26 protein-coding genes, 5 tRNA genes and 1 riboswitch are annotated in these 24,133 nt (G+C 61.1%); of the genes, 18 read left to right on the forward strand and 13 right to left on the reverse strand.

All coding sequences use genetic code 11. From position 1 onward, the window contains the following. The first annotated feature begins 53 nt into the window (after window positions 1–53). The 11 genes from NE547_RS14515 (at window position 54) to NE547_RS14565 (ending at window position 8,671) form a co-directional block, all read left to right on the forward strand. Window positions 54–599 (forward strand): RNA polymerase sigma factor, encoded by a 546-nt coding sequence (locus NE547_RS14515; protein ID WP_186908809.1) that lies wholly within the window; start codon window positions 54–56, stop codon window positions 597–599. Next, complete coding sequence (locus tag NE547_RS14520) at window positions 596–1,846, forward strand: hypothetical protein (protein WP_256176259.1); 1,251 nt, start codon at window positions 596–598, stop codon at window positions 1,844–1,846. Before NE547_RS14515 ends, NE547_RS14520 begins: the two co-directional genes overlap by 4 nt. Before the next feature lie 979 nt (window positions 1,847–2,825). Next, window positions 2,826–2,927, forward strand: a riboswitch (TPP riboswitch). Between the two features lie 92 nt (window positions 2,928–3,019). After that, complete coding sequence (gene thiD, locus NE547_RS14525; RefSeq protein WP_186908811.1) at window positions 3,020–3,820, forward strand: bifunctional hydroxymethylpyrimidine kinase/phosphomethylpyrimidine kinase; 801 nt, start codon at window positions 3,020–3,022, stop codon at window positions 3,818–3,820. After that, on the forward strand, window positions 3,817–4,113 hold the full coding sequence (locus tag NE547_RS14530) for a thiamine-binding protein (RefSeq protein ID WP_186908812.1): 297 nt from the start codon (window positions 3,817–3,819) through the stop codon (window positions 4,111–4,113). The genes thiD and NE547_RS14530 overlap by 4 nt, the downstream gene beginning before the upstream one ends. Before the next feature lie 17 nt (window positions 4,114–4,130). Further along, complete coding sequence (thiW, locus tag NE547_RS14535) at window positions 4,131–4,670, forward strand: energy coupling factor transporter S component ThiW (protein WP_186908813.1); 540 nt, start codon at window positions 4,131–4,133, stop codon at window positions 4,668–4,670. A gap of 13 nt (window positions 4,671–4,683) precedes the next feature. Further along, window positions 4,684–5,520: a hydroxyethylthiazole kinase gene (gene thiM / locus NE547_RS14540; RefSeq protein WP_256176260.1), complete on the forward strand. Its 837-nt coding sequence runs from the start codon at window positions 4,684–4,686 to the stop codon at window positions 5,518–5,520. Next, window positions 5,501–6,160: a thiamine phosphate synthase gene (gene thiE / locus NE547_RS14545; protein WP_256176261.1), complete on the forward strand. Its 660-nt coding sequence runs from the start codon at window positions 5,501–5,503 to the stop codon at window positions 6,158–6,160. Before thiM ends, thiE begins: the two co-directional genes overlap by 20 nt. Further along, window positions 6,153–6,791, forward strand: a complete 639-nt coding sequence (locus tag NE547_RS14550; protein WP_256176262.1) for an HAD-IA family hydrolase — start codon at window positions 6,153–6,155, stop codon at window positions 6,789–6,791. Before thiE ends, NE547_RS14550 begins: the two co-directional genes overlap by 8 nt. Then, entirely contained in the window at window positions 6,788–7,447 is a 660-nt protein-coding gene (gene tenA / locus NE547_RS14555; RefSeq protein WP_186908817.1) for a thiaminase II, read from the forward strand. Before NE547_RS14550 ends, tenA begins: the two co-directional genes overlap by 4 nt. A gap of 2 nt (window positions 7,448–7,449) precedes the next feature. Then, window positions 7,450–8,136 carry an ABC transporter ATP-binding protein gene (locus NE547_RS14560; protein ID WP_370866854.1) on the forward strand — a complete coding sequence of 229 codons (687 nt, stop codon included), beginning with the start codon at window positions 7,450–7,452 and terminating at the stop codon, window positions 8,134–8,136. A gap of 64 nt (window positions 8,137–8,200) precedes the next feature. Further along, window positions 8,201–8,671, forward strand: a complete 471-nt coding sequence (locus tag NE547_RS14565; RefSeq protein ID WP_186908818.1) for an ABC transporter permease — start codon at window positions 8,201–8,203, stop codon at window positions 8,669–8,671. 103 nt (window positions 8,672–8,774) lie between these two features. Here NE547_RS14565 and NE547_RS14570 read toward each other — a convergent pair whose 3' ends face one another. The 10 genes from NE547_RS14570 to NE547_RS14615 all read right to left on the reverse strand — a co-directional run bounded on the left by NE547_RS14570 (window position 8,775) and on the right by NE547_RS14615 (window position 13,585). Continuing rightward, a complete protein-coding gene (locus tag NE547_RS14570; protein WP_256176263.1) occupies window positions 8,775–10,028 on the reverse strand; it encodes an MFS transporter in 1,254 nt (417 codons plus the stop codon). After that, window positions 10,018–10,494: a MarR family winged helix-turn-helix transcriptional regulator gene (locus NE547_RS14575; RefSeq protein WP_256176264.1), complete on the reverse strand. Its 477-nt coding sequence runs from the start codon at window positions 10,492–10,494 to the stop codon at window positions 10,018–10,020. The genes NE547_RS14570 and NE547_RS14575 overlap by 11 nt, the downstream gene beginning before the upstream one ends. Window positions 10,495–11,004: 510 nt before the next feature. After that, window positions 11,005–11,078 (reverse strand) — tRNA-Cys (locus NE547_RS14580). 44 nt (window positions 11,079–11,122) lie between these two features. Beyond that, window positions 11,123–11,198: transfer RNA gene (locus tag NE547_RS14585), tRNA-Gly, on the reverse strand. Between the two features lie 91 nt (window positions 11,199–11,289). Continuing rightward, window positions 11,290–11,365: transfer RNA gene (locus tag NE547_RS14590), tRNA-Phe, on the reverse strand. 3 nt (window positions 11,366–11,368) lie between these two features. Further along, window positions 11,369–11,445 (reverse strand) — tRNA-Asp (locus tag NE547_RS14595). Between the two features lie 34 nt (window positions 11,446–11,479). Beyond that, window positions 11,480–11,555: transfer RNA gene (locus NE547_RS14600), tRNA-Val, on the reverse strand. 101 nt (window positions 11,556–11,656) lie between these two features. After that, a complete protein-coding gene (gene hslO / locus NE547_RS14605) occupies window positions 11,657–12,535 on the reverse strand; it encodes an Hsp33 family molecular chaperone HslO (RefSeq protein ID WP_186908946.1) in 879 nt (292 codons plus the stop codon). 5 nt (window positions 12,536–12,540) lie between these two features. Then, window positions 12,541–13,287 (reverse strand): class I SAM-dependent methyltransferase, encoded by a 747-nt coding sequence (locus tag NE547_RS14610; protein ID WP_256176265.1) that lies wholly within the window; start codon window positions 13,285–13,287, stop codon window positions 12,541–12,543. Further along, window positions 13,277–13,585: a YerC/YecD family TrpR-related protein gene (locus tag NE547_RS14615; protein ID WP_186908944.1), complete on the reverse strand. Its 309-nt coding sequence runs from the start codon at window positions 13,583–13,585 to the stop codon at window positions 13,277–13,279. Before NE547_RS14615 ends, NE547_RS14610 begins: the two co-directional genes overlap by 11 nt. A gap of 254 nt (window positions 13,586–13,839) precedes the next feature. On the opposite strand from NE547_RS14615, the gene NE547_RS14620 reads away from it, so the two are divergent. Next, window positions 13,840–14,490, forward strand: coding sequence for a DUF3298 and DUF4163 domain-containing protein (locus NE547_RS14620; protein WP_256176266.1), 651 nt, complete (start codon window positions 13,840–13,842; stop codon window positions 14,488–14,490). Window positions 14,491–14,734: 244 nt separating this feature from the next. Further along, on the forward strand, window positions 14,735–16,012 hold the full coding sequence (locus NE547_RS14625; protein ID WP_256176267.1) for an adenylosuccinate synthase: 1,278 nt from the start codon (window positions 14,735–14,737) through the stop codon (window positions 16,010–16,012). Window positions 16,013–16,521: 509 nt separating this feature from the next. On the opposite strand, the gene NE547_RS14630 is transcribed toward NE547_RS14625, so the two are convergent. After that, window positions 16,522–16,662, reverse strand: a complete 141-nt coding sequence (locus tag NE547_RS14630) for a hypothetical protein (RefSeq protein ID WP_256176268.1) — start codon at window positions 16,660–16,662, stop codon at window positions 16,522–16,524. A gap of 120 nt (window positions 16,663–16,782) precedes the next feature. On the opposite strand from NE547_RS14630, the gene NE547_RS14635 reads away from it, so the two are divergent. Further along, window positions 16,783–17,673: a LysR family transcriptional regulator gene (locus NE547_RS14635; protein ID WP_256176269.1), complete on the forward strand. Its 891-nt coding sequence runs from the start codon at window positions 16,783–16,785 to the stop codon at window positions 17,671–17,673. A 101-nt stretch (window positions 17,674–17,774) separates the two neighbouring features. After that, the gene (locus NE547_RS14640) at window positions 17,775–18,968 is read left to right on the forward strand and encodes a coenzyme F420-0:L-glutamate ligase (RefSeq protein WP_186908939.1); all 1,194 of its coding nucleotides are present in this window, start codon (window positions 17,775–17,777) and stop codon (window positions 18,966–18,968) included. A 302-nt stretch (window positions 18,969–19,270) separates the two neighbouring features. Here the strand turns inward: NE547_RS14640 and NE547_RS18670 are convergent, their stop codons facing one another. Together NE547_RS18670 and NE547_RS14650 are read right to left on the reverse strand one after the other, a co-directional pair. Then, window positions 19,271–19,507 (reverse strand): hypothetical protein, encoded by a 237-nt coding sequence (locus NE547_RS18670; protein ID WP_370866855.1) that lies wholly within the window; start codon window positions 19,505–19,507, stop codon window positions 19,271–19,273. Window positions 19,508–19,541: 34 nt separating this feature from the next. Beyond that, window positions 19,542–20,489, reverse strand: coding sequence for a DUF4349 domain-containing protein (locus NE547_RS14650; protein WP_256176270.1), 948 nt, complete (start codon window positions 20,487–20,489; stop codon window positions 19,542–19,544). Window positions 20,490–20,601: 112 nt separating this feature from the next. Here NE547_RS14650 and NE547_RS14655 point away from each other — a divergent pair, with 112 nt between their 5' ends. The 3 genes from NE547_RS14655 (at window position 20,602) to NE547_RS14665 (ending at window position 23,991) form a co-directional block, all read left to right on the forward strand. Then, a complete protein-coding gene (locus NE547_RS14655; RefSeq protein WP_186908937.1) occupies window positions 20,602–21,342 on the forward strand; it encodes an N-acetylmuramoyl-L-alanine amidase in 741 nt (246 codons plus the stop codon). A gap of 10 nt (window positions 21,343–21,352) precedes the next feature. After that, entirely contained in the window at window positions 21,353–22,231 is an 879-nt protein-coding gene (locus tag NE547_RS14660; RefSeq protein ID WP_256176271.1) for a LysM peptidoglycan-binding domain-containing protein, read from the forward strand. A gap of 1,583 nt (window positions 22,232–23,814) precedes the next feature. Further along, window positions 23,815–23,991: a hypothetical protein gene (locus NE547_RS14665; RefSeq protein ID WP_186908934.1), complete on the forward strand. Its 177-nt coding sequence runs from the start codon at window positions 23,815–23,817 to the stop codon at window positions 23,989–23,991. The last annotated feature ends 142 nt before the right edge of the window (window positions 23,992–24,133 follow it).

The raw sequence follows: 24,133 nt of genomic DNA on the forward strand, positions 1-24,133 counted from the left end.
TCAGCTGCGATATTATTAGTGAAAGCAGCTTTCGAGGAGGTTGGGCGTCATTTATGAGAGAAGCAACAATATTACAAAAGATAAAAGTCCGAGATCCTTCTGGGCTAGAGGCTCTCATGGATATTTACGTGCCTTATGTATCTGTCATCGTGTGGAATATCCTTCGAGACGCTATGTCCCCAGAAGATGCGGAGGAAGTCGTTTCCGACGTTTTTCTGGCCGCCTGGAATCAGTCATTCGACTTAAGACCTGGTCATGTGAAAGGCTGGCTCGGGGCGGTAGCCAGACATAAGGCCAAAGATAAACTGCGTCAGACCGGACAGACGCTCCCGTTGGAGGACAATGTTTTGGACATACCAAGTTCGGACCATCCTTCTGAGGATATGGAGCGCGCAGAAGAGCGAAGGCTGGTCCGCCAAGCAGTAAACTCCTTGGCAGGCGAAGACCGGGAAGTGTTCCTCCGCCATTACTATTACGCTCAATCAATAAAAGAAATTTCTCTCAGCATGGCCCTAAACGAATCAACAATAAAAACTAAGCTGAGACGAGGCCGAATGAAACTAAAAGAAATACTGACGAAGGAGGGAGCAACCTTATGAATCGCAATATTTCCGATTTGCTGGACGCCTATATCGATGAAAGCGTGGATCTAAATGGCACCTCCCTGCTCTCCTCTTCGCGGATCAAGGAGTTGACCCTGAGCCGGATCAATCAAAAAAACACGGCAACAATGCTGGAACAAGGAGGCCAAGGCCGCATCCGCAAGCTTCTTTCCCGCTGTCTGCTGATCGCTGCCATAATCGCATTGCTCTGCTGTATAACGGCATTCGCAATTGTATTTTCCCTGCGCGACGCAGCCAGAATGGATATGGGTATCTCTGCTGAAACTCCTATCCCGGAATGGACGGAATATAACGATGTTGAAAAAACAGCGGAAGAACTGAAGGATGTCCAAGTGACGCTGATGTCCACCATGTGCGCGGAAGAACGGCTTTATGCATATATAGCAATTTCGCCAGTTCCGGAACAAATTGCAGCGATCCTTGCCGAGAACGCCTCTCCAGAATACGAGTGGGATTTGAGCGGAATGAGCACGGTAGGTTGTACCTTCCACACGGAGCAAACCAGCTATGATCCGGAAACACAAACGGCACTGGTCAAAGTATTTGTGTACGGCGAGGAATTGAGGCAGATCGAGCAGGTTGAACTAACGCTTGAACTGACCCATAATCTGAAACCGGAAGAGCGCTATGGTCCCATCGTGATCCCCGTTACAGCAAGTCAGATGATCAGCATCCCGGTGGATATACCCATCGAAAATACGAAAGCCCATTTCGAAGCTGTGTGGGGCCTGCGCCCTGAGATGCCCGATGTTCCTGACTACGTATCGGAAGGCAAAATCACTCAAATTGCAATTTGCGCCGGATATATTGAGTTGGCTCTTGAAACACCGGGTCTATCACAATGGACAACAGAATCTAACGCAGAACAAGTCAAAATTCAGGTAGATCCAGAAATGCCGTTGGCTCCTGGGATGGAAGATATAAAAGGAAATTTTATACGAGGTCTGTTCCGTAACAATTGGACCGTTAGCGTAAATGAGGCGTTGCAGGGAGCATCGGTAAATTACAAAGACAGAACATCCGATGTGATTGACGAAATCCCACGTAACTTAGCGGGCATTTGGTTGCAGCCTAGCGGCAGAACTCCGGATGCCGTATATGAGGGCAAACAAAGATACCAATTTACACCAAAGCAGGCATTTGATTTGAGCGCGGTAGAGTCTATTACCATTGACGGTACTAAGTATTTTTTCCCCACAATGATGGAAGAAATTGATTCTTGAGAATTAAACAGGCCTACTGAACGCCAAGCTGAACAGTTCAATCTGTGCAGGATAGATTGAGGTTAGAACTTGAGCGTCCGGGTATCGCGGAGTGGGCAACCATATCGAACGCGGATCAAGCAGTTGATCAAATCGCCGGTCCGGAAGATATCGAGGCGTTGCCTGAGTCTCGTGCCATCATTACAAGATCCCTGTTTTCCAAGAACGGGTGGGCGAGCGTGGACGAAACTCTGCGTGGGGCGAGGCTAAATTATTAAGGCATTACCGCATGCTTCAACGCGTGCGGATCGGCGCGAAAATTTGTGCCGCAAAAAGGCGCGAAACCGCAGGAATACTTTTTGTATTGCAAGGTTTTGCAACGCATTTGTGGGGCAAATTGGCCGCCAAGACGTGCGTGGGGAATTGTGCGGTGTTGCCTTAAGATGGAACATCGGAAGTAATCGGCCAAATCCCAAGCGTTTACGCCGGCGGCCGGTCATCAAACGATGACGATTCCAAATATCAGTTTATACCGAAAAAAGCATTTGATCTGAGCACGGTCGCGTCTGTCACTATTTGTGATACCAGGTATGCCTTTATTACCATGGACGAAATCAAACTTTGGGCACAACGCCGCGCAGTATATTTGAAGTTGGTCCAAAGCATAGGGCGGCCTGCACACTGCCAATACGGCGCTCCCCCCCAGGGGGGGAGCGCCGTACAAAATAATCCCCGGCACCAGGGCGCCATGCCTCCCTGCTGCAGCCATTCAACAGATCATCGGACGGATAACCCGTTTGGGCATGCCGCCTTGTACTCATCCTCCGCCTTCTTGACGCGCTATCGAAAAACAAAAAACGTTCTATACGCATTTCTTCCGGCCTTTGGGGCGAGCGAAACATTCCTCCTTCGGTTTCATCTTTACTTTCGTTCATTCCTGTGTTATAGTAATGGTTGCAGAATGAGCCGCACTGCGGTTTCTTCTGCGACAAGTCAATATGGTTGCCTGCAAGGGAGCTCTGAAGAAGGGCTGAGAGGGGAAACATCCCGACCTTACCTGATGTGGATAATGCCAACGTAGGGACGCAGTGAGTAACATACGGCTTGGGCCCTTTGCGGCCCCAGCCGTCAAAGTCTATTACTCGGAGCGCTCCTGGACGGGCGTTCCGAGTTTTTTCTTTGGGAGGTATCGAAATGAAAACAGTATTGACCATCGCCGGCAGTGACTCCAGCGGTGGGGCAGGTATCCAGGCCGATCTGAAGACCATGACCTGTCTGGGGGTGTACGGCATGAGCGCCGTCACCGCGCTTACGGCTCAAAACACGACCGGGGTCTACGGCGTGCTGGAAGCCGCTCCCGCATTCGTAGGGCAGCAGCTGGACTGCGTCTTTCGGGACATTCGCCCCGATGCGGTAAAGATCGGCATGGTATCCAACGCGGACATCATCCGCACCATTGGGGCTAAGCTGCGGGAGTACCAGGCCGCGCACATCGTAGTCGATCCGGTGATGGCGGCCACCAGCGGCAGCAGCCTGATGCGGGAGAGCGCGCTTTCCGCCCTGATGGAAGAGCTCTTCCCCCTGGCAGAAGTCATCACCCCCAACCTTCCGGAGGCGGAACGGCTATGCGGTTTCCCCATCGGGGATGAGGCGGATATGCTCCGGGCCGCCGAGGCCGTCGGAACGGTTCTCCCCGGCGCCGTGCTGGTAAAAGGCGGTCACCGGACGGCCGATGCGGACGATCTGCTCTGGCACGGCGGCACGGCCCGCTGGTTCCGGGCGTGCCGGGTAGACAACCCCAACAATCACGGTTCGGGCTGCACGCTGTCCTCCGCCATCGCCTCTTTCCTGGCCCTGGGCCACGCCCTGCCCGAGGCGGTCGGAATGGCCAAGGCCTACATCACCGCCGCCCTGGAGGCCGGGCTGGACCTGGGCGGCGGCAGCGGTCCGCTGAAACACAATTATGCCATTTTGGAAGGGGGCGCCGTGCAATGAATGCGAGCGTCGCCATCCAGGTCCTTCCCAAGGTCCTGGAGCAGGAGGAGACCCGCCGCATCGTGGACGAGGTCATTTCCTACCTGGCCTCCACCGGCCTGCACTATGCGGTAGGCCCTTTTGAGACCACGCTGGAGGGTGAGCTGGACCAGCTTCTGGATCTTGTAAAGGAATGCTGCCGCATCTGTGTGCGGGCAGGCTCCCCCAGCGTGATGAGCTACGTAAAGATCAGCTACAAGCCCGACGGCGTCTGGACCATTGCGGATAAGACGGGCCGCTATCAAACCCTGTAAGGGAGGAGGAAATTCCGATGCAACCGATTCATTCTGCGTCCGCCATGACCCGGGCCGGCGGCGTCTCAGTACGAAAAATGGCGCTTACCACCATGCTGGCCGTGCTGAGCTTCGTGCTCTCCACCTTCGTCTATTTTCCCGCTATGGCGCCCTTCCAGCATTTCTGCAACCTTCTGGGGGCCGTGTTCCTGGGCCCCTGGTACGGGCTGGCCGCCGCCGCCCTGACCGGGCTGCTGCGGATGGTGCTCACGGGGCGGACCATCCAGGCTCTGGTGGGCGCCGTGTTCGGCGCGTTTCTCTCCGCCCTGCTGTATCAGAAAACGCGCAAGCTCTGGCTGGCGTATGCCGGCGAGGTATTCGGCACCGGCATCCTCAGCGCCATAGCCGTTTACCCACTGATGCGGCTATTCTACGGTCTCCCCCCTCACTCTCCCTTCTACTACATCCCCTTCTATGTTCCCTCCGCTGCCGTGGGCGGCGGGATGGGCTGCGCCGTCCTTCTCCTTCTCAGGCACTCCGGCGCTCTGAACCGGATGCTGAATCAACTCAACCGTTAAGGGGGAGGGACCTATGCAGCCAGCCGAATTTGCCGCCCGGCTCCGGGCGGTGCGGAGCGCCGCGCCCCTGGTACAGTGCATTACCAACTTTGTCACCGTCAACGACTGCGCCAACATGATCCTGGCCGCCGGCGGATCTCCCACCATGGCCCACGACCTCCGCGAGGTGGAAGAATCGGTCGCGGGGGCCCAGGCTCTGGTGCTCAACCTGGGAGCCGTCGGGGAGCTGGAGGCCATGCTCCTGGCCGGGAAAACGGCCAACGCCCTTGGAATCCCCGTGGTACTGGACCCGGTGGCCGCCGGAGCCACCACGCTGCGGCGGCAGGCCTGCCGCCGCCTGCTGGCGGTGCTTGGCTTTGCCGTCATCCGCGGCAATGCTTCCGAGATCCGCTCCCTGGCCCTGGGGCAGCGGGGCGGCAGCGGGGTGGACGTATCCGCCGGGGACGCCGTTACCCAACAAACGCTGCCCCAAGCGGCAGAGCTGACCGAACGCCTGGCCCGGCGCACCGGGGCGGTGATCGCCCTCTCCGGCGCTACCGACATCGTCTCCGACGGGCACAGGACCCTGCTGCTCCATAACGGCGTACCCACCATGGCCCGCATCACCGGCAGCGGGTGCATGCTCGCCGCCCTGACCGGCGCTTTCTGCGGAGCATCGCCGGAACATCCCTTTGCGGCCGCAGCCGCAGCCGCGGCCGCCCTCGGGGTGGCGGGGGAGCTGGCCGAGGCGCACCGCCTGCGCAGCGGCGCCGGCAACGCCAGCTTCCGCACGCATTTGATCGACGGGGTGTTCCGCCTCACCGAAACCCAATTGAGAGAAGGAGTCCGCTATGAAGTTTACCAAGGATGAGATCCGCGCCTCCCTGCTGCTGTACGCGGTCACCGACCGCACCTGGCTGAACGGACGCCCCCTTACCGAGGATGTGGAGCGTGTGCTTGCCAACGGCGCCACCTTCCTCCAGATCCGGGAGAAGGCCCTGGAGCGGGATGCTTTTCTGGCGGAAGCCAAGCGCCTGCAGGCTCAGGCCGCCCGGTACCACGTCCCCTTCGTGGTCAACGACTCCATTGAAGTGGCGCTGGAATGCGGCGCCGACGGAGTTCACATGGGGCAGTCCGATCTGGCGGGCAAACCGGTGCGCTCCCTCATCGGCCCGGACAAGATCCTGGGCATTTCCGCCAACACCGTAGACGCCGCCGTAGCCGCCGAGCAGGCCGGGGCGGATTACATCGGCGCGGGAGCGGTGTTCTCCACTACCACCAAAGCGGACGCCGGGAGCCTGACGCTTGCCCGGCTGCGCGCCATCTGCGACGCCGTGACCATCCCGGTGGTAGCCATCGGCGGGATCAACGCCGACAATCTCCCGGCCCTGAAGGGCAGCGGCGTGGACGGCGTGGCGGTGGTGTCCGCACTCTTCGCCCAGCGCGACGCGGGGGCTGCGGCCGCCCGTCTGCGGACGCTGGCCGAGGAACTGGTGGGACGCCATGGATAAGCGCTTTTGTATTTTTGACATGGACGGCACCCTGGTGGACTCCATGCGCTATTGGAAAAACCTGGGCCTTGACTATCTGGGGGCCCGCGGCATCCGCCCGGAGGAGGCGCTGCTGCGGGCGATGGAGTCCATGACCATGCTGGAGGGGGCCGCCTGCTTTATGGACGCCTTCGGCATTCCCGGCCCGCCCCAGCGCATCGTGGACGAGATGGAGGCCATCATGGACGTCCGCTACCGGAAGGATGTGGACCTGAAGCCCGGAGCAAAAGAATATCTGGAGCGGCTGAGGGGCCGCGGGTGCCGCCTGTGCGTGGCCACGGCCACCGCCGAGCCGCTGTCCCGCGCCTGCCTCTCCCGGCTGGGGGTGGACGGACTGTTTGACTTTATTCTGAGCTGCGAAACGCTGGGCGTGAGCAAGGAGCATCCGGACGTGTACCTGTCGGCGGCCCGCCGGCTGGGCGCGCAGCCGGCGGAGACCGCCGTCTTTGAAGACGCCCTCTACGCCGCCCGAACCGCCCGGGACGCGGGCTTTTACACCGTGGCTGTTTCAGAGCCCGCTTACGCCTCAGACTGGCCTGCGCTCTCCGCCCTGGCCGACGAGACTCTTTTGGATTGGAGGAGCGCCGTATGACGGTAACACAGCGTCTGTACCAGGCCGCCCGCCCCGTGTGGGAGGCCTGCCATGCCCATCCCTTTGTCCGGGGCATCGGCGACGGCACCCTGCCGCTGGAGCAGTTTCGGTGGTTTCTGCTGCAGGACTACCGGTACCTTTTCGATTACGCACGGGTCTTTGCCTACGGAGTGATCAAGGCCCGGGACCCGGAGCTGATGCGCATCTTCTCCGTCAATTTGGACGCCATCCTGGGCGGCGAAATGCGGCTGCACCGGGCCTACATGGCCCGCCTCGGCATCCCGGAGGCACAGGTCTTCGCCGTGCAGCCCGCCCTGGCCAACCTGTCCTACACCCACTACATGCTGGCCGTGGCCGCCGCCGGAGGCCCGGCGGAGATCGTGGCCTCCCTTCTGGCCTGTTCCTGGAGCTATGCCGAGATCGGCCAGCGGCTGGCCGATCTGCCGGGAGCGGCGGAGCACCCCTTTTATGGCGAGTGGGTCCAGGGCTATGCCGGAGCGGATTACCAGAAAACCAACGCCGCTCTGGTGGCGTTGATGGATACGCTGGCCCAGGACTGCAGTGAGGCGGACTATCAGCGTCTGGAGGAGATCTTTGTCTCGTGCAGCCGGTATGAGCTCGGCTTCTGGGACATGGCCTGGAAACGGGAGCCGTAGCCATGCTGGAACTTGATTCCGTCTCCTATCAGTACCCTTCCGAGGACTTCGACATCATCGACCGCCTCTCCTTTCGGATCGCGCCGGGCTCCTTTCATTGCATCCTCGGGGTCAGCGGCTGCGGCAAAAGCACCATCTTCCGCCTGACCAACGGCCTGCTCCAGCCCAAGTCCGGCGCCATTCGGGTGGACGGCGCGCCCATCGGCGGCCGGAAGCGGTACTGCGGCTACATGCCTCAAAAGGATCTGCTGCTGCCCTGGCGCACCGTGGGGGAAAACGCAGCCCTTCCCCTGGAGCTGGCGGGCGGCCTGTCCCGGGCCCAGCGGCGCGCTCAGGCAGAGGAAGCCCTGTGCGGCGTCGGCCTGTCCGGCTGTGCCGGCAAAATGCCCCACGAGCTCTCCGGCGGCATGCGGCAGCGGGCGGCCTTCGCCCGTGCCATGCTCACCGGCAGCGCCTGCTTTTGCTGGACGAGCCCTTTTCCGCCCCGGATTTCCTTACCCGCATCTCCATGCAGGAGTGGCTGCTGGATCAGTGGCAACGGTATGGGAAGACCATCCTATTCATCACCCACGACGTGGAGGAAGCTTTATTTCTCTCCTCCAGCGTGCTGGTGGTGGAGCGCACCCCCATCCAAACGCTGGCGGAGCTTCCGGTCCCCGCGCCCTTCCCCCGGGAGCGCTCCTGCCTGAAGGCTCCAGAGCTGGCGGACCTGAAAGAGCGGCTCGTGGCGCTTTTGCGAAAGCAGGTGAAGGTATGAAAGGTCCCTGTAAGGCCGACCTGCCCGCCCTTCTCTTTCTCTTTGCACTGCTGCTCCTGTGGCAGGCCGCAGCTGCGGGGATGGACGCGGCCTATACCCTGCCGTCGCCCCTCCAGATCATCCAAAAGCTGTGGGAGCTGCGCGTGCTCCTCTTTACCGTCCACCTGCCCGCCACCATGACGGTAACCGCACTCGGCCTGGCGTTCTCCCTGGCGCTCGGTCTGGCCCTGGCGGTGGCCATGGATGCCAGCGGTCTGGTACGGCGGGTGCTCTATCCCCTGGTCGTGGTTTCCCAAACCATCCCCACCACCGCCATCGCGCCCCTGTTTGTATTATGGTTCGGCTATGGGATCTGGAGCAAAGTCCTGGTGACGGTGCTCATCACCTTTTTCCCCATCACCATCACGGTGTATGTCAGCCAGGCACCATCGCTGGACGACCTCTACGTCGATCTGGCGGCGGGATGAGGCCCCCGCCGTCAGAAAGCGTCCCCGCCCCCATCTGCAGCACGGAAAACAGGAAGGCGGCCTGGGCCGCCTTCCTGTTTGGTATCTTCCGGCGCGTCTGCTTTCAAGTTCCGCTTTCCGCCGCCCTGCTCCACTTTGCCGAACGGATATACAACGGTATCGCGGCAAGCTGCGCGGCAACAGAGACCGCTATCATGGCCGGGATGCTGATATCATACAGCACACCCAAAAGCCAGCTTCCCAGGAACCAGAACACGCCGAAGGAGCACTCGAAAATACCGTAGCCGGTGGCGCGGCTGGCTTTGGGAACCATATTCGTTACAGCGGCCTTTAGGATGGATTCCTGCGCCCCCATCCCTATGCCCCAGAGCGCGATCCCCACAAGCACCATGGGGACCGACGGGACGGCAAACAGGAAAATCGCAAAGGGCGCCGAAAGGATCGTCGACCAGACAAGGGCCCTGACGCCCTTTTTATCGTAGAGGAATCCAAAGAACAGGGCGGCCACGGCGTCTACCAGCATCGCTCCGGCATAGAGCAGCGGCAGCGTCCCGCCGCTTACCAGCGCGGAGGTCTGCACAAGGCCGGCAGCCAGTCCCGTATAGGTGCGGGAGATGTGCATGATCACAATGGAATAGTCGATAAATCCAAAGGCAAAGAGACTGATCCCGGCAATATAGAGGATGAACTCCTTCTTCATTTTGAACGGGACATACTCTTTGCTTTCCGGCTCAAAGCATTCCGGGTTCGGGAATCGGTATCTGGTTACCAGCAGCAGGACGATCGTGATCACACTGGGGACCGCCAGTACCGCAAAGCAGGCGGAGTAGATCTGAAACACAGTTCCATCCGTCTTGAAGAGCATGACAAGATACAGCAGCACGGGCCCGAGAAACGCGCCGATCTGGTCGAGCACCTCCTGAATGCCGAAGCTCTTGCCCACGCCCTCCTGTGCGGCGGCAAAGGACAGTATCGTATCCTTTGCGGGCTTTTTGATGGCCTTGCCCATCCGCTGAACGATCAGCAGCGCGCAGGCCCCGATCCATCCGTGCTCTCCCACCAGCGCAAGCGCAGGCACCGCCAGCACATCCAGGAGATAGCCCGCAATCGTCATGGGCCAGTACTGCTTTGTTCGATCCGTCAGTTTCCCGAATACATAGCGCATGGAGTAGCCTATCAGTTCTCCAAGCCCGGAAACAAATCCGATCGTACCCGCAGAAGCGCCGAGCAGGGAGAGATATGCGCCGCGGATGCTGGATGCCCCCTCGTGGGTCATATCCGAAAACAGGCTGACAATGCCGAACAGAAGAATAAACAGCATCGCCTGGGAGAGTCTTTTCCGCTTGCTATGCTTCATCCGGCCGGCACCCTTTCATTCTTTGATTCATTTCCGGAAAATCCGCCCTGCTCTCTGCTTTACACCGCCGGTACAGTCTGTCCAGAAGCCGTGCAAATTCCTGTTTTTCCGCCTCCGGCAGCGGCTGCAGCAGCCACTCGTAAAACAGCGCCTCCACATGCGCTTTGGAATGTTTCAATCCTTCCGCTTTTTCTGTGGCAAACAGCAGCTGGCTCCGTCCGTCGTTGGGATTCTCTTTCCGGATCAGATACCCCTTCGCCTCCAGATTGGCCGTCTGTCTTGCGACGGCCCCTTTGTCGATCCCGACGATCCTGCACACGCCCGCCTGTGTAATGCCGGGATTCTTACGGATCGCATGGAGCACATCGAATTCCGCGGTACCGATCCCGTCTTCCCGAAGGGTACGGACTGTAAATTTGCCGACTTCCCGCGCAATTTTTGTAATTTTTCTTTTGGTAATATCCATTGCCGCCTCACGTCAAAAAGATGTAGCATCAACCAAATCAGATGATACCACATCTTTTTGGTTTGTCAAGCAGCAAGCTTACGGCCCGGGCAGGCTTTCCTTCTGCGCCGCCTCCAAACGAAAAGACACACCATTCGGTGTGTCTTTTCGTTTCAGGCTGCCGAAAACCCTCCTGGAGAAGAGCCTGGCAGAGTTGAGTCGTCCGCAGACGACGGAAGGAAAGGAAGTTCCGTCATTTCCGGCGACACGTGCGTCGGAAATGACACCTTTCATGACGGACAGGGCGACTTTTCTGCAAGAATCGAGCCCTGTCCGTCATGCATCCCTCGGTCGAAAAAGGCCAGAGGCCTTTTTCGGCAAACTGAGACCGGATCGGGACCCGCGCGGCGGGGCGGCGCTTCTGCGCCGCTGGCGCAAACCCTTGGCGCAAAGCGAATTCACTTCGCCCGAGCATTGAACTATCCCCAGGTATCCAAAAAGAAACACCAGCCGTTGGCTGGTGTTTCTTTTTGGAGGCGACACCCAGATTCGAACTGGGGGTGGAGCTTTTGCAGAGCTCTGCCTTACCACTTGGCTATGTCGCCCTATGGATAACAGGAGCAATTCTTTGCTCCTGTTATCATTTGTCTGGAGCAGGTGACGAGGCTCGAACTCGCTACCTCCACCTTGGCAAGGTGGCGCTCTACCAGATGAGCTACACCTGCGTGTCAACAGCACATCTTATGCCCAAGGCACGCATTTGATACCTATGAAACTGTCTTCCCCGGCGGACGCCCACAGGCATCCGCCGGAGAATGGTGCCTCCGGCCGGAATCGAACCAGCGACACGGGGATTTTCAGTCCCCTGCTCTACCAACTGAGCTACAGAGGCGAATGGCGACGCGGAAGGGACTTGAACCCTCGACCTCCGGCGTGACAGGCCGGCGTTCTAACCAACTGAACTACCGCGCCAGACGGTAGGGGGTTTGGGGAACCGCAATGCGGCTGGTGGGAACAACAGGGCTCGAACCTGTGACATCATGCTTGTAAGGCATGCGCTCTCCCAGCTGAGCTATGCTCCCTTGTCCGTGCTCAAACTCAAGCAGCGAAGGTTATTATACTAAAACCTCCCACTCTTGTCAACCACTAAAATCACTTTTCCCACATTTTTTGCTGGCGTCTCTTACAGAGACGCCAGCAGCGCCTCCAGCGCTTCCCGGGAATAGTGGTACGCCTGATCGCAGAACTGACACGTCAGCTCCGCCTTCCCCTGCTCCCGGATCAGCGCCTCCAGCTCCTCCCGGCCCATACTGATCAGGGCCCGGGTCACCCGGTCCCGGCTGCAATAGCAGCGGTACTCCACCGGCTCCTGCGCGAGCACCTCCAGCTCGAACGCCCCCAGCACCTGCTCCAGCAGCGCCCGCGCGTCGGCGCCGGAGCGCAGGGCCTCTGTGACGGGCCCCACCGTCTGGATGCCCTGCTCAATGGCGCTGATCACTCCATCGTCCGCGCCGGGCAGCAGCTGGATCAGATATCCCCCGGCGCACAGCACGCTCTGGTCGACCTCCACCAGCACGCCCAGCGCGCAGGCCGTTGGGATCTGTTCGCTTTCCGCGAAGTAGGAGGTCACATCCTCGGCGATCTCCCCGGAGACCAGAGGGACCGTGCCCACATAGGGCTCTTTCATCTGCAGGTCCTTGATGACGGTCAAAGCGCCGGGAAGCCCCACGGCGGAGCCCACATCCAGTTTGGCCGGCCCCTTGAGGGGCAGATCCACCTGGGGATTCTGCACATACCCCCGGGCGTTTCCGGAGCTGTCGGATACCACGGTGATCCGTCCCAGGGGGCCCGCGCCCTTGATCTGTAGGGTGACGGAGCCCTTCTCCTCTTTGAGCTGATTTCCCATCATGGAACAGGCCATGAGGGCGCGGCCCAGCGCGGCGGTGGCCACGGGCAGGGTCCTGTGGATCTGCCGGGCACGCTCCACCATGTCTCTTGCGGTGATGGCCGAGGCCTTGACGGGCGCGTCCTTTGCCAGAACGCGGATGATACTGTCTGCCATGTTCGTCAGGATTCCTTTCGCGCGGCAAAAAAGATGCGTCCCTCCCCCGCTTTGGGGGCGCGCAGCTTCCGCTCGCCGTATTGTTTGATGCGGGAAAAGCCCGCCCGGACCAGCAGCGCCTCCAGCTCGTCCGGCTCGTAGGCGTATTCCTCGTGGAGCTCTTCCGCCCGGCTCCAGCGGCCGTCCGGCTCCAGGGTAAACAGGTCCATCCCGTAGGTGCATACGCGGCGGCGCGCGGAATAGTCCGCCCGCCAGACGCAGTAGGCGTCCGCGCTCTCGTCCAGGAATACCTGCCCGTCCAGGGCGCGCAGCTTGTCCGGCGTGTTGACGTCGAACACGAACAGCCCGCCGGGCATCAGGAAGGTATGCACCCGCTGAAAGGCCCGCTCCAGCTTTTGGGGGCTTGTAACGTAATTGACGCTGTCCAGGCAGCAGACGCAGGCGTCGATGGTCCCGTACAGATCCAGCTTGTCCATGGACTGGTGGAGAAAAAGGGGCGGGATCTCAGATGCCTGCCGGCACTTTTCGGCGGCCTGAGCCAGCATTTCCTCCGACTGGTCCACCCCGATCATCTCATACCCCCGCCGGGCCAGCTCCAAGGTCAGGCTGCCGGTACCGCAGGCCAGGTCCAGCACCGTATGGATGGGCAGGGCGCTGCGGGCAAAGTGGCGCTCCAGATAGTCTGCCCAGCGGACGTAGTCCACATCCCGGGTGAACTGATCGTAGCACCCGGCCAGGTTCTCATACGCCATGCTGATCCATCTGCTCCTTGATCCTGGGCAGCACCGCCTGATAGCCGTCCGCCCCATACTGGAGGGACCGGTTCACCCGGCTGATGGTGGCGCTGGACGCGCCGGTGCGCTCCAGGATATCGTTGTAGATCATGCCGTCGGACAGGAGCATCGCCACCTCGAAGCGCTGCTCCATAGCACGCAGCTCCGCCACCGTGCACAGGTCGGAGAAAAATTTCTTGCACTCGTCCAGATCCCGGAGCGTCAAAATGGCCTGATAGAGCACGTCGCTGTGCTCCCGCTTTTCGTTTTTTGTCATTTGCACGTTTGCCTCCCAATCGTTTCTCAGGAAAAGCGCCTTGTTCAACAACTCCTATTTTACCAAAGTGAAGTATGGAAGTAAACCACTTTTTCATAGGATTGCCAAAGTCGTACGACATTTGCTTTGCCCCGGCGGGCCGCCGCCCGCTCGAAAAAAGCGGCTGGGCCGCCCTTTCGACCCTTCTCTTTTTCACCCTTGCGTGAAATGCGCCATACGCTGTAGAGAGAAATGAGCCGATGGGAGGCGCGGGCATGAAGATAGAAGACGGACTTTGGAAGCAAACGCTGAACTGGGAGGGCGAGCCGGTTTTGACGGTTTCCCTGCAATTTCCCCGGCTGTTGGAGGAGACGGCCGGGCAGCGCCGGATCGCCCGGTACTACCGGCAGGCGGCCGAACAGTGGAAGGCGCGGTGGACAGGGCCGCTTTTTCTCCGGGCCCAGGCGGCGGCGCGCCTTGCCCGGGAGCAGTCCCGCCCCTTCCGCCCCTGGGAGGCGGCGCTCACATACCGCCTCACCGTTCAGTCGGAGACGCTGCTCAGCCTCTATCTGGACGCCTATGAGTTTTCCGGCGGAGCGCACGGGGTCACGGTGCGGCAGGGAGACACCTGGGAGCTGCCCCGGGGCCTGCCCCGCTCGCTGGCCTCCTTTTTCCCGCCCCGCTTCCGCTGGCGGCGGGCCGTGCTGGAACAGGTGCGCGCACAGATCGAGGCGCGGCTGGCCAACGGCGAGGCCTGGTTCTTTGAGGACTGGCGGCAGCGGCTGCCCGCAGCCTTTGACCCGGAACACTTTTACTGTACCCAAGCGGGTCCGGCGGTCTTTTTCCCGCTCTACCGCATCGCCCCTTACGCCGAGGGGATCCCCGTCTTTCCCCTTTCCCTGCCGGAAGAAGCAGCGTGCCGCTAAAGCAGCAACGCCCTTTTACCGGCAGGGCTGCGGCCCGCTGCGGGCGCGAAGTCTGTGCGGCCCTGTTTCCAGGAAAATTTCTTCCCTTCTTCCGGCGATCGGCGCAGATTTTTTTACATTTTATGCCTTGTCTTTGCAAAAAATCCGCGATATAATAAGTGCCGCTGTGGGCCCGGCCGGGGCTGCGGCATGTTCGCACGCGGGAAAAGGCCAATGCGCGAATCCCCGCGGCAGGAGGAACATCATGGTCAAAGCAATCGTTGGCGCAAACTGGGGCGACGAGGGCAAGGGCAAGATCACGGATCTGCTGGCCGAAGCGTCCGACGTGGTCATCCGTTTCCAGGGCGGGGCCAATGCCGGTCACACGATCATCTGCGATTACGGAAAGTTCGCACTGCATCAGCTTCCCTCCGGCGTCTTCTACCCTCACACCACGAACATCATCGGCAACGGCGTAGCGCTGGACGTACCCAAATTCATCGCCGAGCTCAAGAGTCTTGCCGACGGCGGCGTACCCGCCCCCAAGGTCATCGTGGACCAGCGTACGCAGGTGCTCATGCCCTATCATGTGCTGCTGGACACCTACGAGGAAGAGCGTCTGGCCGGGGCCGCCTTTGGCTCCACCAAGTCGGGCATCGCCCCCTTTTATTCGGATAAATACGCCAAGATCGGCATCCAGGTGGCTGATCTTTGGGATGAGACACGGCTCATGGGTCAGCTCAGGCACGCCTGTACGCTGAAAAATGTGCTCATGGAACACCTCTACCACAAGCCGCTCCTGGACCCCGAGGCCCTGTTCGACACCCTGATGGGCTACCGGGACGCTCTGACGCCCTATGTGGGCGACGCGGTCACCTTCGTCCACGAGGCGCTCTCCGCCGGAAAGCAGGTCCTGCTGGAAGGGCAATTGGGCTCCATGAAAGACCCGGACCTGGGCATCTGTCCCTTCACCACCTCGTCCCACACCCTGGCCGGCTTCGGTACGGTGGGCGGTGCGGTGCCCCCCACCGCCATCACGGACGTGGTCTGCGTCTCCAAGGCCTATTCTTCCGCCGTAGGCGCGGGGGCCTTTGTCTCCGAGCTGTTCGGCGAAGAAGCGGAGCAGCTGCGCCGCCGGGGCGGCGACGCCGGCGAGTACGGCGCCACCACCGGGCGCCCCCGCCGTGTGGGCTGGTTCGACGCGGTGGCCACCCGGTACGGCTGCATGGTCCAGGGCGCCACGGAAGTAGTGCTTACCGCCATCGACTGTCTGGGCTATCTGGACGAGATCAAGGTATGCACCGGCTACGAGATCGACGGCAAAACGACCGACGTCTTCCCGGTCCCCGCTCTGCTGGAGCGGGCCAAGCCCGTTTACACCACGCTGCCCGGCTGGAAATGCGATATCCGCGGCCAGACCGATTATGCCAAGCTGCCTCAGGCGGCCCGGGACTATGTGGACTTCATCGAAGCGCGCATTGGCTGTCCCATCAAGCTGGTCTCCACCGGCCCCAAGCGTCACGAGATCACCCGCCGCAAATGACCCCGCGCAAACGGAAGCCGCAAAGCGTTGCTTTGCGGCTTCTTTTTTGACGCATGGACCGCCGTCCTGCGCCGCCCTCCTCCAATAAAAACAGCTCCCGGCCCCATTGCCGGAAGCTTCTGCTGCGCGGCAGTCCTATCGGACGGCCGGAAACAGTCCATGACGGCACGCCAAGGGCTGCCGGACCAATCGTTCCGCTGCATCCCCGGGGAGTCCCAAAGCTCGGAATACGCCCCCAGCAGCGTCCCGCCGCCGCACAGCCAAGCTGCAGGGCCGGCATGGCAGCCATCCGGTTCCTTCATCAGGGTCACTCCGTTCCGTCTGTCTCCGACGGACGGAGCAGCGCGCCGGTTCGCCGGAGAAATGCTGGCACCCTTACCTGTTCGTTCCATACGCCACGATCGTTTCGGTCAAACATGTTTCATTTTTGGCCAAAAACGACGGGGGCAGCGCCCCAGTCGTTCGGCTGAGGCGCTGCCCCCTTAACTCCCCAATCCGCAGAAGCGGCGTTACGCGTTGCGCTGGAGGTCCCGGAAGGCCCGCCAGGGGCTGCCCTTCCAATAACGCTCCCGGAGCGTGTTGTACCCGCCCAGCTGCATCAGGCGGTACCCTCCCTTCCACTCGTTCTTCCGATCCCTTGTCATCGTCATACGGCGCGCTCCTTTCTGTATTTCGTGTTTGACTTCCTTCTGATTGCAGTATACAATACTTCCATACATGAGTCAAACGAATCTTTTTTATGTTTATCATGAGCGATTGGAATGATACAAATGAACACCACCAAGTGTCAGATCCTATTGAAAGCGGTGGAGCTGGGGAGCATCACCCGCGCGGCGGAGGCCCTGGGCTACACCCAGTCGGCGGTAAGCCGCGCCGTAGCGGATCTGGAGCGGGAGTGGGACGTGGCGCTGCTCACCCGAAACCGGAGTGGGACGGTGCTCACCTCCCAGGGGGAAGCCCTGCTTCCCTATCTGCAGGCCCTCTGCAACGCCGGGCGGGAATTGGAGACCCAAGTGGCCGCCCTTCATGGGCTGACCCGGGGCACTCTGCGGGTGGGCACCTTTGCCAGCGCCTCCATTCAGCTGCTGCCCGCCATCATGAAGGAATTTATGGGCCTGTATCCCGGTATCCGGTTCGAGCTGCTCTGCTGCTGGGAGTTCGCCCAGGTGGAGGATCTGATTCGCCGGGGCCAGGCGGACTGCGGCTTTCTGGGCCTTCCGGTCGGGCCGGACCTGGAGACCTTTCCCCTGTTCCGGGATCAGCTCATGGCCATCCTGCCCCCGGATCACCCGCTGTCCCAAGCCCCATTCTACCCGATGGCCCGTTTTGCGGAGGATCCTTTCATCCGTGTGCCGGAGGACCGGGACGTGGAGTTTGGCCGCATCTTTCAGCAGGCCGGTGTGCGCCCCAACCTCCATTACACCGTCAACGACGATTTTGCGATCCAGGCCATGGTGGAGCAGGGGCTGGGCGTGAGCATCCAGCCCGAGCTGATCCTGCAAAATTCCGGCCACCGTTTTGCGGCCATCCCTTTGGAACAGCCCCACTTCCGGGATCTGGTTCTGGCCGTGCGGAGGGGGCGCGCCCCCTCCGTCCTTACCGCCCGCTTTGTGGACTGCGTCCGCCGCTGGATCGGCCAGGCGCATCCGTCGGGAGTGTAACCGTTCAATTTTGATTTTACATCTTTCCGCAAATATAGTATAATCCATTCAGCGCGGCAAAGCTGCCGCCATGATTTGAATTGAATTAGGAGTGTTGTTGCATGAGCCGGATGGTCGGTACCGTATCAAGGGGGATTCGCGCTCCCATCATCCGCAGCGGGGACGACCTGGTGGAGATCGTCACCCAGTCTGTTCTTGAGGCCGCCCGCCAGGACGGCTTTTCCGTCCGTGACCGGGACGTAATCGCCATGACCGAGGCCATCGTAGCCCGGGCCCAGGGAAATTACGCCACCGTGGACGACATCGCCGCCGACGTGCGCGCCAAACTGGGCGGCGGCACGGTAGGCGTACTGTTCCCCATCCTCAGCCGGAACCGCTTTGCCATCTGCCTGCGGGGCATTGCCAAAGGCGCCAAAAAAATCGTCCTGATGCTCTCCTATCCCTCGGACGAGGTGGGCAACCATCTGATCGACGTGGACCGGATGGACGAAAAGGGCGTAGACCCCTATCGGGACGTGCTTACCCTGGAGCGCTACCGCGAGCTGTTCGGATACACCACCCATCCATTCACCGGTGTGGACTATGTGGACTATTACGCCCAGCTCATCCGGGAAAGCGGCGCGGAGGCGGAGATCCTCTTCGCCAATGACCCCAAAGCCATCCTGCCCTATGCCAGGGATGTGCTCTGCTGCGATATCCATACCCGCCAGCGCACCAAGCGGCGTCTGAAAGCCGCCGGAGCGGAACGGGTGCTGGGGCTGGACGAGATCATGACCGCCCCGGTGAACGGCAGCGGCTGCAATGAGCGATACGGCCTGCTGGGCTCCAACAAATCCACGGAGGATAAAGTGAAGCTCTTCCCCCGGGACTGCCAGGGCCTGGTGGAGGCCATTCAGGCCCGGCTGCTCTCTGAGACCGGCCGGCACGTGGAAGTCATGGTCTACGGCGACGGGGCCTTCAAGGACCCGGTAGGCAAAATCTGGGAGCTGGCCGACCCGGTGGTCTCCCCCGCTTACACCGCCGGGCTGGAGGGTACGCCCAACGAGCTCAAGCTGAAGTATCTGGCGGATAATGATTTTGCCGCCCTCTCCGGCGAGGCCCTGCGGGATGCCATCAAGGGCGAGATCCAGAAGAAGGACGGCAGTCTGGTGGGCAAGATGGCCGCTCAGGGCACTACCCCCCGGCGGCTCACCGACCTGATCGGCTCCCTGTGCGACCTGACCTCCGGCTCGGGCGACAAGGGGACCCCCATCGTCCATATCCAGGGCTATTTCGACAATTATACCACGGAATAACGCAGGCGCGCCGCCCGCCGCTGCGGCGGCGAAGCGCTGCGGGGCTTTTGGGACACACCGGCGCCCCGGGCTATTGGCCCGGGGCGCCGGTGCGTTTCATTTTTTGAAGCCATTTCATTGCATGACGGTAAAAAACAGGCGCTCCTGGGTCCAGGAGGCTCGGGACATGGCAAATGAGGAAAAAAGGATTTCAACGCGATGCTGCTGCGGGACAACGGTATGCCCCGGGTGCAGATCGTGACCGATCCAAAGGCCATCGAACCATACGGCAAGACGCGGATGTGCCTGGCCCCGCCCAGGGACTATGACCGGACGTGCGTCGGGTCCCCTTCGGGCAGGCGCTCACCGTGGGGGATATCCGGGACCATTTTGCCCCCAGGAGCGGCGCGGGTCTTCCCGACCCCGCCGCCGCGGGCATTTTCGTCTCCATCGCCGCCTGGGCCGGCCACCAGCGGGCCCTGTTGGAGGCCGGGGGGCATTCCATCCTCTGCCGGGGGCACACCCACCCCCGCTGGTATGTAGCCGACGATCGGGCGCATCTTTACCCTCCGCCCGTAGGGAAAACGCGCCCGCTCACTCCTGGGCCGGCGGTTCAGCGGGGGCAGACGCTGCGGGCGGTGCGGCGCGCTTTTTTCTGCGGCGCAGGCATACGGCCAGGACCACGGCCGCCGCGGCCGCCAGCACCAGCAGGGCGATCAGGTGATAGGCGCACCAGACGATGACATTGCCCAGCGCTTCCCCCGCCCCCTGCGCTCCCTCCGAAAGGGCGGTTGAGATCCGCGTCCCCAGGCGGTCGGCGGTCCCGGCGCCGTCGCTGAGGCGGCGCACCTCGTACAGCTCCACGCCGATGGTGGCGTAATCCACCAGGCTGTCGTACCGGCGCAGCTCGGTGCTGTACTTCTCGATCTGATACTCCACCTCGCTGAGGGCGTTCTCCAGGTCGATGATATCCTCCATGGTGGCGGCCTGCTCCAGCAGCGCGAGCAGCCGCGTCTGCTTGGTCTGCTGGGTGCGCAGGCGGGCCTCGGTGTCAAAATAGACCTCTCCGATCTCCTCTGAGCTCTGGTTCAGGCTGACCACATACCCCACGCCGTCCACGCCGCTCAGAAACGTATCGTAGGCCTGCCTGGGCACCCGTATCACGTAGCTGCCGTACCGCGCGGCATTGCGGTCATAATAGCCGCCGCCCTCCACCGCGGCGCTTTCATAATAGCCTCCCTGTTCCACCACCAGGGCGTTCAGCGCGGCTTCCGCGGCGGAGAAGTCGTCGGTCTGGAGCCGTGCCGACGCCCGGCGGATCAGCTTGGCGTTCTCGTCGGAATAGACCCGGCTTTCCCCCGCAGCGCTTTCGCTTTCCGAAAAATTCAGTCTCTGGTCTGCCACGGTCGCTTCCATGGGGGCCATGGCCTCCGGCGCCGCCTCCTCCCCGGCGGAGGAGGCGGAGGAGGAGTTGCCGCCGCTGCAGGCACAGGTCAGGAGCAGGAGCAGGGCGAGCGGGAGCAAAAGACGGTTTCGTTTCATTGGAGCACCTCCATTCGTTTTGTTTGCGCGGTACTTTTTAGACGCGTCCCGCTTCCAAAGGTTCCCTTAAACTGCGCCCGCGCATAGGATGGGGCAAAAAGGAGGTATCCCCATGCCTGTGATCTACCTTTCTCCTTCCACCCAGGAGAACAACCTATATGTCAGCGGCGGTACTGAGGAGGAGTGGATGAACCGTCTGGCCGACGCCATGGTACCCTATCTGACGGCCTCCGGCATCCAGTACGTGCGCAACACGCCGGATATGACCGCCGCATCGTCGATCCGGGCCTCCAATGCGGGCAATTTCGACCTGCACCTGGCCCTCCACTCCAATGCCGCTCCGGAAGGGCGCTACGGACAGGTGCGCGGCATCCTGGTCTACTACTATCCCGGCTCCGCCGAGGGGCAGCGGGCCGCTAACCTGGTGGCCGACGGTCTAAAACAAATCTATCCTCTGCCCAACAACGTCCGGGCCGAGCCCACCATTGCCATCGGTGAAGTGCGCCGGGTGCGGGCCCCTTCGGTCTTTCTGGAGCTGGGTTACCATGATAACGTGGACGACGCGGCCTGGATCAAAAACAACCTGGATTCGGTGGCCCGCAGTATCGCGCTCTCCCTGACCGAGTATTTCGGCCTGCCCTTCCTGACCCCCCAGTCCCCCCGCAGCGCGGTGGTGGACGTATCCTGGGGCTATCTGAATATCCGGGACCGGCCGGACCGCTCCGCTCCCGTGGTGGCGCGGGCCTACGACGGAGCCCGTCTGACGGTGCTCAACCAGTGGCAGGGCTGGTATCTGGTGCGCTTTGGAGAGGTGATGGGCTGGGCCAGCAGTGATTTTGTCACGCTGATCTGAGGGCAGGGTCATGGTCATCCACGTAGTCCGCCCGGGCGAGAGTCTCTCCTCCGTCGCCCGGGAATACGGCGTGCCCCTGTCCCAGCTGGCGGTGGACAACGGCCTGCAGAACGATCCCCGGCTGGTGGTGGGGCAGGCGCTGGTGGTGCAGTTTCCCCAGCAGGTGCACACCGTGCAGCCCGGTGAAAGCCTCTCTTCCATCGCCCGGCAATACGGCATGAGCCTGCGGCAGCTCTATCGCAACAACCCGATCTTGGGCGGCGGCCCGGTCCTTTACCCCGGCCAGACGCTGGTCATCTCCTATGAGGGCGCGACCGAGGGCGTCCTCTCGGTGAATGGGTACGCCTATCCCTTCATCGACAAGGACCTGCTCCAGTCCACGGTCCCCTATCTGACCTTTCTGACCCCCTTTACCTATGGCTTTACCCCGGACGGGACGCTGGTGGATCTGGATGACGGCGTACTGATCGCCATGGCCAAGGCGGGGGGCGCGGCCCCGCTGATGCACCTGTCCACGCTGACCGGAGAGGGCGGCTTCTCCAATGAACTGGCCCACATCGCCCTCACTGACCGAACGGTGCAGGATGCGCTGATCTCCAACCTCCGGCGCACGCTGGAGGAAAAGGGCTACCGGGGTCTGGATGTGGACTTTGAGTATGTCTTTCCCGAGGACGCATCGGCCTATGCCGCTTTTCTCGGCCGCCTGACCGCACTGCTCAATCCCCTGGGCTATCCGGTCATCGCCGCACTGGCCCCCAAGACCTCCGCCGACCAGCCGGGGCTGCTGTACGAGGCCCACAACTACCGCGCCATTGCCGAAGCCGTCAACGAAGTGCTGCTTATGACCTATGAATGGGGCTATACTTATCACCACACAGGTCCACGGTGACGCCGGGGAGCCTGCGGCCTTCCCGCCCCTGCTTCCAGGCCGGAGAGATGCCTCCGCTGAAATGCACCTGCCCCCGGCCGCTGCATAGAATGTATTGCAGCTCGTACTGCAGTTCTTCGGAGGTGAGAATAGCCTTGGAACAAAATTTCTCAGTTACAATGATCGCACGGGTGCTGTGTGTGGAATGCTGCCGGCTTCTGGTCTGCGATTGCTGTACGCATCAAGAGGTTCTGGTACACACCGATCGAGCCTGCTGTTTCTCGTGCGGCGATTGTGTCTGTATCCGTTACAGCGGGGCCATGACCATGAGTATACCGCCGCAGATCACCGCAACCTGCATCGATCTTCACTGTCCCTGCGGTTGAACAAAGGCGGGCGCCCTCCGGCGCCCGCCTTTGCGTGTCAAAAAGTGGCTTTGCCACCTTTCCGAAGGAGCTGCGGCCTGCTGCGGGCACTCGCCGTCCGCTTACGGCGGACATCTGGCACACTTACAGGCCGAGAAGCGTTTGCTCCGACGCACATGTCGCCGGAGCAAACGGATTGGACTGGATTCGCGCCTGTACCCCAAGGGCATTTCCGCGCCTGCTCTGCAGGCTTGGGCACGGGCGCGAACTCTGTGAGGCTTTTTCGGCAAGCTGGAGCGGACGCCCTCCCTTCCTTGGAGGCGTTTTTCTACATACCGGCGCCATGGTCCTTTCCGCTGCACACCGCGGCCTTTCCCCGGCGTCCAAGCGCCGTCTGTCTCCGTCTGTCTCCAGTCGGCATATCCTGTAATATGACGATAGGAGGTGTCATGCATGCTCATGCAAGCCGTCGTGATCGAGGTACAGTGGGAACGCCTGCTCGTACTGGATCTTGATACACGGCAAACGATCCTTGTAAATACACCGGATGCACGCCGGTTCCGCCCCGGTGACCTGATCCGCATCCGGTACAACGGCGTAATGACGAACAGCATACCGCCGCAAATATCGGCATCCAATATCGCTGTGATCCCGCGGGACACAGTTCCGCCCGCTGTTTTTCCTCCGGCTGTCTTTCCGCCGGTTTTCTTTCCTCCGATCGTGCGTCCGCCCGCCGGATGCCGCCGGTGTCCCCCCTTTGCGCGCCCGCCCTTCGGCCCCGGCTTCCGGCCCTGGTGACCCCGGTCCTTCCGCGCCGCCCCCCCAAAAGGGGGCGGCTTTTTGGCGCCTTTCGCAGGCCCCGATTTCATAAATTTCCCGTTTGTGTTCGGCTCCCGTCAGCCCCGGTTGGGTACCGGGAAATATTACATTTGAAAAATAGTTACAAAACGGTTACAATCAAAATGTCTTCGCGAGACCAATACTTATAAGGAGGTTTCACCCATGTTCTGCTTTAATGGCAATAACTTTAATTGCGGCTCCATCTGGGAGACTCTCTGCCGGTATTTTGGCGTCGGCTGCTAAGGGAATCTGAGTTGGCGGCCCCAGCGGCCTGCGCCGCTGGGGCCGCTCGTCCTGCAGCCTGCTTGCCCACGCGGAGCAAACACGGCCCATGTTCGCTGCAGAACCGCCTGATAGATCGGGCCGGTTGCGGGCACACTATCCGCGAGGTGATGGAACATGGAGCCGACCTACAGTGATATTTATATGCTTCTCCAGCGCGAACCGGTGGCAAAGCAGTATTTTGACACGCTGCCGGATTACGTTCGGGAGCAGATCCGCACCCGCCCGAACGGGGTCAACTCTTTCGCCAGTCTCAAAGACTATGCCGAAAATTTGACCCGCGGGGACGGATGAAAAACAGTGCCGCCCAAAGCCGGGGCTTCATAAAACAGCGAATGGCATGATCTAATTGCGATCAGGCCGTTCAACGTGTAAAAAAGTCTTTTGGCCACGCTAAACAGCCCTGACTTCTTCGGTCAGGGCTGTTGTGTCAAAG

Source organism: Flavonifractor sp. DFI.6.63 (genome assembly GCF_024462255.1).
GTDB classification, from domain to species: domain Bacteria; phylum Bacillota; class Clostridia; order Oscillospirales; family Oscillospiraceae; genus Lawsonibacter_A; species Lawsonibacter_A hominis.

Excerpts from the sequence above, each read along its gene's own strand:
- NE547_RS14515 (WP_186908809.1), top strand. The coding sequence starts at position 54 with ATGAGAGAAGCAACAATATTACAAAAGATAAAAGTCCGAGATCCTTCT.
- NE547_RS14520 (WP_256176259.1), top strand. The coding sequence starts at position 596 with ATGAATCGCAATATTTCCGATTTGCTGGACGCCTATATCGATGAAAGC.
- thiD (WP_186908811.1), top strand. The coding sequence starts at position 3,020 with ATGAAAACAGTATTGACCATCGCCGGCAGTGACTCCAGCGGTGGGGCA.
- NE547_RS14530 (WP_186908812.1), top strand. The coding sequence starts at position 3,817 with ATGAATGCGAGCGTCGCCATCCAGGTCCTTCCCAAGGTCCTGGAGCAG.
- thiW (WP_186908813.1), top strand. The coding sequence starts at position 4,131 with ATGCAACCGATTCATTCTGCGTCCGCCATGACCCGGGCCGGCGGCGTC.
- thiM (WP_256176260.1), top strand. The coding sequence starts at position 4,684 with ATGCAGCCAGCCGAATTTGCCGCCCGGCTCCGGGCGGTGCGGAGCGCC.
- thiE (WP_256176261.1), top strand. The coding sequence starts at position 5,501 with ATGAAGTTTACCAAGGATGAGATCCGCGCCTCCCTGCTGCTGTACGCG.
- NE547_RS14550 (WP_256176262.1), top strand. The coding sequence starts at position 6,153 with ATGGATAAGCGCTTTTGTATTTTTGACATGGACGGCACCCTGGTGGAC.
- tenA (WP_186908817.1), top strand. The coding sequence starts at position 6,788 with ATGACGGTAACACAGCGTCTGTACCAGGCCGCCCGCCCCGTGTGGGAG.
- NE547_RS14560 (WP_370866854.1), top strand. The coding sequence starts at position 7,450 with ATGCTGGAACTTGATTCCGTCTCCTATCAGTACCCTTCCGAGGACTTC.
- NE547_RS14565 (WP_186908818.1), top strand. The coding sequence starts at position 8,201 with ATGAAAGGTCCCTGTAAGGCCGACCTGCCCGCCCTTCTCTTTCTCTTT.
- NE547_RS14570 (WP_256176263.1), bottom strand. The coding sequence starts at position 10,028 with ATGAAGCATAGCAAGCGGAAAAGACTCTCCCAGGCGATGCTGTTTATT.
- NE547_RS14575 (WP_256176264.1), bottom strand. The coding sequence starts at position 10,494 with ATGGATATTACCAAAAGAAAAATTACAAAAATTGCGCGGGAAGTCGGC.
- hslO (WP_186908946.1), bottom strand. The coding sequence starts at position 12,535 with ATGGCAGACAGTATCATCCGCGTTCTGGCAAAGGACGCGCCCGTCAAG.
- NE547_RS14610 (WP_256176265.1), bottom strand. The coding sequence starts at position 13,287 with ATGGCGTATGAGAACCTGGCCGGGTGCTACGATCAGTTCACCCGGGAT.
- NE547_RS14615 (WP_186908944.1), bottom strand. The coding sequence starts at position 13,585 with ATGACAAAAAACGAAAAGCGGGAGCACAGCGACGTGCTCTATCAGGCC.
- NE547_RS14620 (WP_256176266.1), top strand. The coding sequence starts at position 13,840 with ATGAAGATAGAAGACGGACTTTGGAAGCAAACGCTGAACTGGGAGGGC.
- NE547_RS14625 (WP_256176267.1), top strand. The coding sequence starts at position 14,735 with ATGGTCAAAGCAATCGTTGGCGCAAACTGGGGCGACGAGGGCAAGGGC.
- NE547_RS14630 (WP_256176268.1), bottom strand. The coding sequence starts at position 16,662 with ATGACGATGACAAGGGATCGGAAGAACGAGTGGAAGGGAGGGTACCGC.
- NE547_RS14635 (WP_256176269.1), top strand. The coding sequence starts at position 16,783 with ATGAACACCACCAAGTGTCAGATCCTATTGAAAGCGGTGGAGCTGGGG.
- NE547_RS14640 (WP_186908939.1), top strand. The coding sequence starts at position 17,775 with ATGAGCCGGATGGTCGGTACCGTATCAAGGGGGATTCGCGCTCCCATC.
- NE547_RS18670 (WP_370866855.1), bottom strand. The coding sequence starts at position 19,507 with ATGCGCCCGATCGTCGGCTACATACCAGCGGGGGTGGGTGTGCCCCCG.
- NE547_RS14650 (WP_256176270.1), bottom strand. The coding sequence starts at position 20,489 with ATGAAACGAAACCGTCTTTTGCTCCCGCTCGCCCTGCTCCTGCTCCTG.
- NE547_RS14655 (WP_186908937.1), top strand. The coding sequence starts at position 20,602 with ATGCCTGTGATCTACCTTTCTCCTTCCACCCAGGAGAACAACCTATAT.
- NE547_RS14660 (WP_256176271.1), top strand. The coding sequence starts at position 21,353 with ATGGTCATCCACGTAGTCCGCCCGGGCGAGAGTCTCTCCTCCGTCGCC.
- NE547_RS14665 (WP_186908934.1), top strand. The coding sequence starts at position 23,815 with ATGGAGCCGACCTACAGTGATATTTATATGCTTCTCCAGCGCGAACCG.